8 protein-coding genes are annotated in these 12,002 nt (G+C 71.8%); 7 read left to right on the forward strand and 1 reads right to left on the reverse strand.

The annotated features are described in order from the left end of the window. Window positions 1-161 precede the first annotated feature (161 nt). The 7 genes from ssb (at window position 162) to BAY60_RS14515 (ending at window position 11,262) form a co-directional block, all read left to right on the forward strand. Window positions 162-638 carry a single-stranded DNA-binding protein gene (gene ssb, locus BAY60_RS14485; protein WP_112281454.1) on the forward strand — a complete coding sequence of 159 codons (477 nt, stop codon included), beginning with the start codon at window positions 162-164 and terminating at the stop codon, window positions 636-638. 126 nt (window positions 639-764) lie between these two features. Beyond that, window positions 765-2,441 (forward strand): energy-dependent translational throttle protein EttA, encoded by a 1,677-nt coding sequence (ettA, locus tag BAY60_RS14490; RefSeq protein WP_112282386.1) that lies wholly within the window; start codon window positions 765-767, stop codon window positions 2,439-2,441. 124 nt (window positions 2,442-2,565) lie between these two features. Then, the gene (locus BAY60_RS14495; protein WP_112281455.1) at window positions 2,566-4,731 is read left to right on the forward strand and encodes a hypothetical protein; all 2,166 of its coding nucleotides are present in this window, start codon (window positions 2,566-2,568) and stop codon (window positions 4,729-4,731) included. A gap of 117 nt (window positions 4,732-4,848) precedes the next feature. Beyond that, window positions 4,849-9,822, forward strand: a complete 4,974-nt coding sequence (locus tag BAY60_RS14500; protein ID WP_112281456.1) for an NAD-glutamate dehydrogenase — start codon at window positions 4,849-4,851, stop codon at window positions 9,820-9,822. 59 nt (window positions 9,823-9,881) lie between these two features. Next, entirely contained in the window at window positions 9,882-10,271 is a 390-nt protein-coding gene (locus BAY60_RS14505) for an acyl-CoA thioesterase (RefSeq protein WP_112282387.1), read from the forward strand. Then, entirely contained in the window at window positions 10,268-10,909 is a 642-nt protein-coding gene (locus BAY60_RS14510) for a DUF8010 domain-containing protein (protein WP_112281457.1), read from the forward strand. Before BAY60_RS14505 ends, BAY60_RS14510 begins: the two co-directional genes overlap by 4 nt. Before the next feature lie 50 nt (window positions 10,910-10,959). After that, window positions 10,960-11,262 (forward strand): hypothetical protein, encoded by a 303-nt coding sequence (locus BAY60_RS14515; RefSeq protein WP_112281458.1) that lies wholly within the window; start codon window positions 10,960-10,962, stop codon window positions 11,260-11,262. A 38-nt stretch (window positions 11,263-11,300) separates the two neighbouring features. Here BAY60_RS14515 and BAY60_RS14520 read toward each other — a convergent pair whose 3' ends face one another. Beyond that, complete coding sequence (locus BAY60_RS14520) at window positions 11,301-11,930, reverse strand: DUF305 domain-containing protein (RefSeq protein ID WP_112282388.1); 630 nt, start codon at window positions 11,928-11,930, stop codon at window positions 11,301-11,303. Between the last annotated feature and the right edge of the window lie 72 nt (window positions 11,931-12,002).

A 12,002-nucleotide genomic window follows, 5' to 3' on the forward strand; every position in this document is an offset into this window, starting at 1 on the left:
GCGACCACCGACAGTTTCCGGCCGTGGCCGGGGTGGTTGTGCACATCGGCGGTGGTTGTCCACAGATTACGGCGAGCGCTCCCACGGGTGCGCTGCGCCGGGCAGCCTGGAGCCGGACGAGGAACCGACGCGACGCAACTCACGGCGAAGGGTGATCGGGCATGGCAATCGGCGAGACGCTGGTGACGGTGGTCGGCAACGTGTGCAGCGACCTGAGCAAGCGCACCACCGCGACCGGTGACGAGGTGGTCAGCTTCTGGCTGCGCAGCAACGAGCGGCGTTTCGACAAGGATGCGGGCGCGTGGCGCGACGGCAGGCACTTCGCGGTCAAGGTGACGTGCTGGCGGCGCATCGCGGGCACGGTCGGGGCGTCGCTGGCCAAGGGCGATCCGGTGATCGTCAACGGCAGGCTCTACACCAGCGAGTTCGAGGTGGAGGGGCAGCAGCGCTCGGTGCCCGAGCTGGAGGCGCTGGCCATCGGGCCCAACCTCTCGTGGTGCACGGCGACGGTGCGCCGCCTGGGACGACAACGGGAACCCGGCGCGCCCGGCGGGCCCGGCGGGCCCGGCGGAGCCGAGCCTCGCCCGGCCGCGCTGGGCGACGACGCCGTCGACCGGGAGCGGGCGCCCGCGGCATGAACCGCAGGTGGCGCGGCGAACTGCGCAGGGTACGGGGGCGATCACCCTGCGAGAAAACGGCCTACGGTCGGTGGCGGGACGGTGACCGGCGTCAGCGAGCTGGGAGGTCCGCTCTACGATCGCAGCATGGCCGAGTTCATCTACACCATGAAGAAGGTGCGTAAGACCGTCGGGGACAAGGTCATCCTCGACGACGTCAGCACCGCGTTCTACCCCGGCGCGAAGATCGGCGTGGTGGGCCCGAACGGTGCTGGCAAGTCGACCGTCCTCAAGATCATGGCCGGACTCGAGCAGCCCAGCAACGGCGAGGCCTTCCTGCAGCCCGGCGCGAGCGTGGGCATCCTGCTGCAGGAGCCGCCGCTGAACGAGGAGAAGACGGTGCGCGGCAACGTCGAGGAGGGCCTCGGCGAGATCAAGGTCAAGCTCGACCGGTTCAACGAGATCGCCGAGCAGCTTGCCACCGACTACAGCGACGCGCTGATGGAGGAGATGGGCAAGCTCCAGGAGGAACTCGACCATGCGGACGCCTGGGAGCTCGACTCGCAGCTCGAACAGGCCATGGACGCCCTGCGCTGCCCCCCTGGCGAGGAGGAGGTGACCCACCTCTCCGGTGGTGAGCGCCGCCGGGTGGCGCTGTGCAAGCTGCTGCTGTCGAAGCCGGACCTGCTGCTGCTCGACGAGCCCACCAACCACCTGGACGCGGAGAGCGTGCTGTGGCTCGAGCAGTTCCTCGCCGGCTATCCGGGCGCCGTGCTCGCCGTCACCCACGACAGGTACTTCCTCGACAACGTGGCGCAGTGGATCATGGAGCTCGACCGGGGCCGGGTCATCGGCTACGAGGGCAACTACTCCACCTACCTGGAGAAGAAGCGGGAGCGGCTGGAGGTCCAGGGCAAGAAGGACGCCAAGCTGGCCAAGCGGCTGCAGAACGAACTCGAGTGGGTTCGCTCCAACGCCAAGGCCCGGCAGACCAAGTCGCGCTCCCGGCTGGAACGTTACGAGCAGATGGCGGCCGAGGCGGAGAAGAACCGCAAGCTCGACTTCGAGGAGATCCAGATCCCGCCGGGGCCGCGGCTGGGCAACGTGGTGGTCGAGGTCGAGCACCTGAGCAAGGGCTTCGAGGACCGGCTGCTGATCGACGACCTGTCGTTCACGCTGCCGCGCAACGGCATCGTCGGCGTGATCGGCCCGAACGGCGTCGGCAAGACGACGCTGTTCAAGACGATCGTGGGCCTGGAGGAGCCGGACTCCGGCAGGGTGCGGATCGGCGACACCGTCAAGCTGTCCTATGTGGACCAGCAGCGGGCGGGGATCGACCCGGACAAGACGGTGTGGCAGGTCGTCTCCGACGGGCTCGACTACATCAACGTCGGCCAGACGGAGATGCCGTCGCGCGCCTACGTCAGCGCGTTCGGGTTCAAGGGTCCCGACCAGCAGAAGCCGGCCGGGGTACTGTCCGGGGGCGAGCGCAACAGGCTCAACCTCGCGATGACGTTGAAACAGGGTGGCAACCTCATCCTGCTGGACGAGCCGACGAACGACCTGGACGTCGAGACGCTGGGCTCGCTGGAGAACGCGCTCGAACAGTTCCCCGGCTGCGCGGTGGTCATCTCGCACGACCGGTGGTTCCTCGACCGCGTCGCCACGCACATCCTCGCGTGGGAGGGCGACGAGGAGAACCCCGCCAAGTGGTTCTGGTTCGAGGGCAACTTCGAGGGCTACGAGAAGAACAAGGTGGAGCGGATGGGCCAGGAGGCCGCAAGGCCGCACCGGGTGACGCACCGGAAGCTCACCCGCGACTGACCGGGGTGCCGCCCGCAGGTGCACGCGCGGACAACGCGTGAGCCGCGGGCGGACCCGCGCGATCGCGCAGCACAGGACCGAGCACTGAGCGAGCACGCCGGAGCCAACACTGAGCGGAGTCCCCGTGGTAGCCAGTAAGCACACCAGCCGAAGCGCGGCCAACGGCCACCGTCCCGCCGTCCGTCACAGCGCCGACGGCGGACTGCGTTCCGTGGAGCACCTCGTCGCCGAGGCCGACCGGCTGGGGCTGCGCGCGCCCGAGCTGGTGCACGTGCTCGGCGAGCGCGCGGCCGCACTGGCGGAGGCCGCGGGTTCCAACGAGCTGTGGGTCCGCGCGGAGAGCCTGGTCGTGCACGCGCAGGTACGGCTCGGGCATCGGGCGCCGACCGTGGGCAGGGCGGTGGCGGCGCTGCGGGCGGCCGAGGACGCGGGTCTGGACGTCGTTGCCGCCCAGTTGCGGACGGACCTGGCTGTGTGCGCGCGCAGCGTCGGGGCGCCGTTGACGGGGCTGGCCGCCCTGCGTCCGGTGCTGACGGTGGGCGGGCTGTCGGCCCTGCAACGGGCCGAGGCGTTGTGCCATCTCGTTGGCTGCCTTGGCACGCTGGGCCGCAAGGCCGAGCTGGACCGCGTGCTCATGGAGGGCGACCGGCTCGTCACCGCCGCCGACGGCCTCGACGACGACGCCATTCTGCTGGCGAGGGCGCTGATCAGGGTGAGCGTGTCCGGTCACCGGCGCAGGCACGGCGACCTGGTCGGAGCCGCGGACGCCGCCCGCACCGGCATCGGCTTTCTCGATCACCTTGGCGACCAGGGTGTCGACGGCGGCCTCGCCCGGGTCCGGCTCGTGCTGGAACTGGTCTGCGCGCTGCTCGACCGCGGCGACACCGAACTCGCGCTGGAGATCGCCGAACCGGTGCTGGCCGCGCCGGAGCGGGCCGCGGGTGTCGCGCCCGCGGCGTGGCTGCGGCTGGCCATCGCCACCCGGGTGCACCTGCGCGACGGCGCTGCCGAGACCGCCGCCCGGATGTTGCGCGACGCCGTGCACAGCGCCACCCGGTACGACCTGCATGCGCTCGCGGCGCGGCTGTGGCTGGAACTCGCGCACGTCGAGGAACGCATCGGCCAGCCGGTCGAGGCCATCCAGTGCCTGCACAGCGCCCGCGCGGCCGAGCACCGGCACGCCAGGGCCCGCAGCCAGGCCCGCGCACTGCTGACCGGGGAGTTCGGCTCGGGCGAGCAGGCGCCGGTCGATCTGGCCGACGTCGTCGCGTCGGCGTCACCGTCGGCCCCGGCGGCACTGCCCGCACCGCCGCCCGAGCCACGGCGCGAGCCCGAGCCCGAGCCGCCGCGCGCGGTGGAGTCCCGGCGGGAGCGTCGGCCCGAGCCCGAACCGCAGGAGACGCAGTCCCCACGGCCCAGCTTCGCGGTCGCGACCAGCCCGCCGGCGCAGCCCGCACTGGAGTCGCGGCCGAGGGTCGTGCTGCCGATGCTGCGGCTCGCCGCCGAACCGGAGGAGCCGGAACCCACCGACGACGCCCGCGAGCCTGCGTCCCACCGGCAGCAGGCTCCCTGGCAGGAGGCCGAGCGCGAGCCTGCCTACGAGCCGATGGCCGAGGCCGAGCCCGCTCCGGAGGCTCAACGGGAGCAGGAGCCCGAACCGGAGCCGGAACCCGCTCCGGCACCGCGCCCGGAGCCGGAGCCGTTGTCGTGGCGGGCCGAGGAGCGGGCGAGCCGCGCCAGCACGCGGCACGACTCCGAGCACGGGTCCGTGGCGGCGCGGTCGGTGCTCGACCGGCTCGGCATCTCGCCCGGCAGCGGCGGTGGCCGCAGGCGCGCCGCCGAGAGCGACGAGGGCGGCCGGCGTGAGGAGCGTCCCCGCGCGCCCGAGTTCGGTGCCGTGGAACCGGGCGCGGGCTCCCCGGCGACGACCGAGAGCGCCCCGCCCGCGTCGCGGCACGACGACGAGACCGGGATGTCCTCGGACGGCTACGGCTGGCTGCCGAAACTGCGCCTTCCGCCGTCGCTGGCGCCGCTGGAGGACCTGGCCTCCGACCACTCGTCGTCGTTCGAGCCCAGCAGCTCCGCCCCCGAACCCGACCCCGTGCACCACGACCTGCCCTCGGACGAGCCGCCCGCCGACGCCGGACTTGCCGAGCTGCTCGCCAGGGCGCTCGCCGAGCATCAGGCCGGGACGTCCAGCGCCTCGGCGCTGGTCAAGCAGCTCGGGGTCGACCACGACGAGCCCGCGGGGTCGCACACCGTGAACGGCCGCAACCGCAACGATGTCTGAGCGCCGGGACACTGAAGGCTGAGCCGAAACGGGCGTCTTGCTCTGTCACAGTAAGGTAAACCTGGATCGGCACGACGTGGTGTCAAGGCCAGGGAGTGGAGAGTTGAGTTGCCTGACATGAGCTCGATCGGAGTCTCGACCCGGCCCGCAAGGGGGGCTGAGGACGGCTATCCGGGACAGCGACCGAGGAGCCCGGAACAGGTTCGCGACGAGCTGATCGACACGGCCGCCCGGCAGGCGCCGGACATCGCCGAGCTGATCCGGCTGTACTACCGGCTCATTCCCGCCGAGGAGATCATCGGCGACGACCCCGTCGATCTGGTCGGGGCCGTGCGCTCGCATCTGCAGCTCGCCCAGCAGCGGGTGCCCGGCAGGCCCGCGGTGCGCCTGTTCAACCCCACCGCGGCCGAGGACGGCTGGGCACGGGAAGCCACCGTCGTGCAGCTGGTCACCGACGACATGCCCTACCTGGTCGACTCCGTCGCCGCCGAGCTCTCGCGCAGCGGGGTCCAGGTGCAGCGCATCGTGCACCCGATCGTCGTGGTGACGCGCGACGTCACGGGAACGCTGCGGGAGGTGCACACCGACGCCGACGTGGCCGCCCTGCCGCAGGGTTCGGCCGCCGAATCGTGGATGTATCTGGAGATCGACCCGATCGGCGACCGCGACCGCGCACGGGAGCTCGACAACCGGCTGACCGCGGTGCTCGGCGACGTGCGGGAGGTCGTCGAAGACACCGAGAAGATGATCGAGACGGCCAGGGCCATCGCCGACGAGCTCGACGCGTCCCCGCCGCCGCTGCCCGCCGACGAGGTCGGCGAGGGGGCGCAGCTGCTGCGCTGGCTGGCGGCCGGGCACCTCACCTTCCTCGGCTACCGGCGCTACGAGGTCGTGCACGACCACGACGGCGACGAGCCCGCCCTGCGCGGCGTGCTGGCCTCCGGGCTGGGCGTCCTGCGGCAGGACAGCCTCGCCGCCCGCAGCCTCACCGCGGGCCCCGACGCGGGCGCCCAGGCGCTCGCCCCGACGCTGCTCGTGCTCACGCAGGCCAGCGCACCGTCCACTGTGCACAGGCCGATCTACCCGTACTACATCGGCGTCAAGATCTTCGACGACGACGGCAAGGTGGTGGGCGAGCACCGCTTCCTCGGCATGTTCACCACATCGGCGCTGCACGAGGACGTGCTCGACATCCCGGTGATCGAGCACCGCGTGCGCGACGTGATCCACCGCGCCGGGTTCCTCATGGAGTCCTACTCGGGCCAGCGGATGCTGGAGGTGCTGCAGAACTGGCCGCGCGCCGACCTGTTCTCCGCCGACGTCGACTCGCTCTATGCCACGGCTACGGGTGCCATCACCCTCGCCAACCGGCGCAGGTTGCGCCTGTTCCTGCGCAGGGACCCCTACGGGCGCTTCTACTCCTGCCTGGTGTTCCTGCCGCGCGACCGCTACACCACCCGCTCGCGGCTGGCGATGCAGGAGGTGCTGCTGGAGGAGCTGGAGGGCACGCACCTCGAGTACAGCACCCGGCTCGGCGAGACGCTGCTCGCCCAGGTGCACTTCACCGTGCACACCGATCCGGGCAGCATGATCGAGCCGGACACGCTCCGCATCCAGGAGCGGCTCAACGAGGCCATGCGCAGCTGGGACGACCTGATGGTGGAGGCCATCCTCGCCGAGCGCCGCGAGCGTGCGGGCGACGGCAAGGCCGTGACCTTCGCGGGCGAGGAGTCGGCCACCGAGCAGGGGCAGCGCTTCGCCGCGATGTTCCCCGAGTCCTACAAGGAGGACTTCGCCGCCTCGGTGGCGCTGGCCGACCTGCGCAAGCTGGAGTCGCTGTCCGGTCCCGGCGACGTGCGCATGTCGTTCTACCTGCCCGAGGGCGCGGCACCGGGGGAGCGGCGGTTCAAGCTGTACCTGCTCGGCGAGGGCGTGACCCTGTCGAAGGTGCTGCCCCTGCTGCAGCGCATGGGCGTCGAGGTCGTCGACGAGCGGCCGTACGAGCTGCGCCGTGAGGACGGCGGCGGCTCCTGGATCTACGACTTCGGGCTCCGCATCGACCCGAAGACGCTCGAGGAGCTGGGCCACCGTGCCGAGCGCGACCTGCGGGAGCGGTTCCAGGAGGCCTTCGCCGCCGCATGGCGCGGCGACTGCGAGGTCGACGGCTTCAACGGGCTCGTGCTGCGCGCCGGACTCACCTGGCGGCAGGCGGCCGTGCTGCGCGCCTACTCCCGCTACCTGCGCCAGGCGGGCAGCCCGTACTCGCAGGAGTACATCGAGAGCACGGTGCTCAAGCACACCGACATCGCCACGGCCCTGGTGCAGCTGTTCGAGACCCGCTTCGACCTCGCTCGTGAGGACGGGCAGCGCGCCCAGCGCGCCGACGCGCAGGTCGCGGAGATCAACAGCATGGTCGACGCGGTCACCAGCCTCGACGAGGACCGCATCCTGCGCAGGCTCATGTCGGTGATCGTCGCGACGCTGCGCACGAACTACTGGGTCACCGACGCCGATGGCCGTCCCCGCCCGTACCTGGCGTTCAAGCTCGACCCGCAGCGCGTGCCCGACCTGCCCGAGCCGCGTCCGGCGTTCGAGATCTTCGTGTACTCGCCGCGCGTGGAGGGCGTGCACCTGCGGTTCGGATCGGTCGCCAGGGGCGGCCTGCGCTGGTCGGACCGCAGGGAAGACTTCCGCACCGAGGTGCTGGGCCTGGTCAAGGCGCAGGCGGTGAAGAACGCGGTGATCGTGCCGGTCGGCGCCAAGGGCGGCTTCGTGGTCAAGCGTCCGCCCGAGCCCACCGGCGACCCCGGCCTCGACCGCGAGGCGCACCTCAACGAAGGCATCGCCTGCTACCGGATGTTCATCTCCGGCCTGCTCGACCTCACCGACAACCTCGTGGGCGGCCAGACCGTGCCCGCGCGGGGCGTCGTGCGCTACGACGGCGACGACAACTACCTCGTCGTGGCCGCCGACAAGGGCACCGCGACCTTCTCCGACATCGCCAACGAGGTGGCCGCGGGCTACGGCTTCTGGCTCGGCGACGCGTTCGCCTCCGGCGGATCCAAGGGCTACGACCACAAGGCGATGGGCATCACCGCCAAGGGTGCGTGGGAGAGCGTCAAACGGCATTTCCGCGAACTGGGCGTGGACACCCAGCGCGAGGACTTCACGGTGGCCGGCATCGGGGACATGGGCGGTGACGTCTTCGGCAACGGCATGCTGCTCTCCGAGCACATCCGGCTGGTGGCGGCGTTCAACCACCTGCACGTGTTCCTCGACCCCAACCCCGATGCGGCATCGTCGTACCGGGAGCGCAAGCGGCTCTTCGACCTCCCTCGCTCGTCGTGGGACGACTACGACCGCTCCCTGATCAGCGAGGGCGGCGGCATCTACCCGCGCAGCGCCAAGACGATCCCCATCACGCCGCAGGTGCGTGAGGCGCTGGGCATCGCCGAGGGCGTGTCGAGCCTCTCGCCCGCGGAACTGGTGCACGCCATCCTGCTCGCCCCGGTGGACCTGCTGTGGAACGGCGGCATCGGCACCTACGTCAAGGCGGAGGCCGAGAGCCACGCCGACGCGGGGGACAAGGCCAATGACGCGGTGCGGGTCAACGGCCGCCACCTGCGGGTGAAGGTGATCGGCGAGGGCGGCAACCTGGGGCTCACCCAGCGCGGCCGCATCGAGTTCGCCCGGCACGGCGGCAAGGTCAACACCGACGCGCTCGACAACTCCGCCGGCGTCGACTGCTCCGACCACGAAGTCAACATCAAGATCATGCTCGACCAGCTCGTCGCCTCCGGTGAGCTGGACTCGGCCGAGCGCAACGACCTGCTGGAGCAGATGACCGAGGAGGTCGGCGAGCTGGTGCTCACCGACAACTACCGGCAGAACGCGGTGCTCGGCATCAGCAGGGCCCACGCCGAGTCGATGCTCTCGGTGCACCGGCGGCTGGTGGCGGCACTGGAGGCCAAGGGCGCCCTCGACCGCGAGCTGGAGGCGCTGCCGGGCGACGGTGAGTTCGCGCAGCTGGAGAAGGACGGGGCCGGGCTCACCTCACCGGAGCTGGCGACGTTGCTCGCCCACGTCAAGCTGGACCTGAAGGACGAGCTGCTGGCCAGCGAGCTGCCCGACGCCGACGTCTTCGCCCGCCGCCTGCCCGAGTACTTCCCGACGCCCCTGCGGCAACGCTTCGGCGACGTGCTCGGTGGCCACCCGCTGCGCAGGCAGATCACCACCACGTTGCTGGTGAACGAGGTCGTCGACGGCGCGGGCGTGTCGTACGCCTTCCGGCTCGCCGAGGAGCTCAACGCCACCGCCACCGACGCCGTGCGTGCCTACGCCGTGGTCACCGGCGTCTACGACCTGCCGTCGCTGTGGCGCAGCATCGCGGAGCTGGACAACGTGGTGTCCACCGACATCGCCGACCGGATGTTCCTGGAGACGCGCAGGCTGCTCGACCGCGCCGCCCGCTGGTTCTTGACCAACCGCCCCCAGCCGCTGGCCGTGGGCGCGGAGATCAGCCGTTTCGGCGGCACCGTCGCCCAGTTGCTGCCCGAGCTCGGCGGGTTGCTGCGCGGCACCGAGGCCGAGGCCGCGCAGCGGCAGGCGGCGGAGCTGGCCGCCCAGGGCGTGCCGCCGGAGCTGGCACACCGGGTGTCGCTGCTGCTGTTCAGCTACTGCCTGCTCGACATCATCGAGGTGGCGGAGCTGGCCGAGCAGGAGGTCGGGCTCGACACCGAGCGCAGCCCGATGGAGACGGCCGAGCTGTACTATGCGATGTCCGAGCACCTGGGCATGGAGCGCATGCTCACGTCGGTCAACCGGCTGGAACGCGACAACCGCTGGCACGCGCTGGCCCGGCTGGCGCTGCGCGACGACCTGTACTCCTCGCTGCGGGCGATCACGCTGGACGCGCTGCGGCACAGCGACCCGGAGGACGAGCCGGACGACAAGATCGCGCAGTGGGAGCAGGTCAACTCCTCCCGGCTGGCCAGGGCGAGGGTGACGCTCGACGAGATCGAGCGCGCGGGCAGGCTCGACCTGGCCACGCTCTCGGTGGCGGCCCGGCAGATCCGCAGCACGGTGCGGTGAGCGTGAACGGAACCGGTGACGGCGAGTACGTCGTCCATGTCCGGCCGCGCTGGTCGGACATGGACGCCTTCGGCCACGTCAACCACGCCAACATGGTGACCCTGCTGGAGGAGGCGCGGGTTCCGCTGCTGTTCGGCGAGGCGCCGGGGGACGGCCTCGCGGAGTTCGCGAAGGGTATCGTCGTGGTGCGGCTGTCGGTCGACTACCGGTCGCCGGTCGTGGTCGACGGGAGGGACGTGCGCGTGGAGATCACGCTGAGCGAGCTGAGGCATGCGTCGTTCACGCTCAGCTACACCGTCCACAACGGACCGTCCGGATCGGATCCGGTCGCGGTGACGGCGCGGACGACGCTGGCTCCCTACGACGTCGGCGGCTCCCGGCCCCGCAGGCTGACCGCGACCGAACGCGAGTTCCTGCGCACGCGCATCCCGGGCGGGCCGCCGGCATGACCGAGCTGCGCATTCCCGACGCCGCCGACCGGGACAGTCTCGGCGCGTTCATCGCCAGGGCCGTGCGGCTCGACTCGAACGCCGTCGTGCGCCTGCGCCTGCGCGCCCCCGGGGTGCTGGAGGCCTGGGTGGCCACGCCGTTCGACGTGCTCGTCACGCGGGCCGTCGAGGGCGCGGTGGAGCCGGGTGACGTCACCGTGTCCGGCAGCGAGCTGCTGGCCGCGCTCACGGTGACGCCGGGCGAGGTGATGGACCCGGGCCCGTCCCGGGACCTGCTGTGGCGCTCCGAGCTGCCACCCGCCACCACCACGGGCTGGCAGCCGGTGGACCAGCTGCCCGCCGCCGTCGTCTCCGACCTCGCCGACCGCGGGGTGGCGCTGGCCCGGGAGAACGTCGGCCCGCACGGCACGCCACCGGCCTCCCTGATGGACCAGACCGTGCTCACGGTGTCGGCGGGCACGCTGGAGGTCAAGGTGCCCATGCGCTGCCTCTTCGCGTTGTCGGGCATGGGCTTCGTCGACGCCGCACTCGCCGACGACGTGGTGCGCGTGACGGCCACCGACTCGTGGATGCGACTCGACGCCCGATACGGTGCCGTGCTGCGCCGCAGGCACGCCCTGCTGCCGCTGTTGCTCTGAACCAGGCGACCGCACTGGTCCGGGCCCGCCCGGCCTGGCATCGTGGGCGTATGACCGACGCCGAGCGCGGAGACGACCCCACCGCCGAGTGGCTCGACGGCATCCGCGCCGAGCCCGCACCGTGGCGCACCGACCGGCCCGCAGGCCAGGAGACACCCGCCGGGGAGGTCACCTACCGCGAGCAGGCCCGCCGCTTCGGCCGGGCCCGCGACCTCGCCCGCGAGGCGGCGCCGTACCTGCCGCTCGCCACGTATGCGGGCTTCCTGGCCGCCGAGAACGCCGCCCACACCGACGACGACGCGGGGGACGGCGGCCAGGACTTCGGCGCCGACGGTGGCGACCTCGGCGGCTGAGCGGCCGCTGCCTCGCGTTTCGCGCCGGCGCCCGCCGCTCAGGTGCCGAGCATCGCCCGCATGTGCTCGATCTCGTCGACCTGGCCGGTCAGCACCTCCTGCGCCATGGCGACCGCCTGTGGTTCCAGCCCGTGGGCGAGCTGGTCGCGGGCCATCGTCAGCGCGCCCTCGTGGTGGGTGATCATCAGGCGCAGGAACTGCCGGTCGAACTCGGCGCCCTTCGCGGCGCGCAACGCGTCGAGCTGCTCAGGAGTGGCCATGCCGGGCATCAGCCCGTGCTGGTGAGCGGTGTGCCCGGCGTGGCCGTGCTGCTCCAGCCAGGTCGTCATCGCGGCGATCTCGGCGTCCTGCGACGCGGCGATGCGGCTCGCGATGGCCTTCACCCGCTCGCTGCGCGCACGGGCAGGCACCAGGTCCGTCATCGTGATGGCCTGCTCGTGGTGCGGGATCATCATCGTCATGTAGCGGACGTCGGCCTCGCTGGGCTTCGTCACCTGCTGGTGCTCGCCCGCCTTCTCCGGCGGGACGACGCTCGCCTGCTCACCGGGGCGCCCCGGCACGATCACCCCCGGAGAGTCCTGCGCGGGCGGCGGTTCCTCGGCCACACAGCCCGCAGCCAGCACCACCACCACCAGCGCGGCCACACCCGCCGCCAGCCGCGTTCCCATGGCGCCCAGCGAACAGTCTGCGGCCACCGGAAGTCAACCTCGCGGCGGCGAAACGGCGACGAAGCCAAGCAA

Origin of the sequence: Prauserella muralis (genome assembly GCF_003202285.1) — a bacterium.
Taxonomy (GTDB): Bacteria; Actinomycetota; Actinomycetes; order Mycobacteriales; family Pseudonocardiaceae; genus Prauserella_B; species Prauserella_B muralis.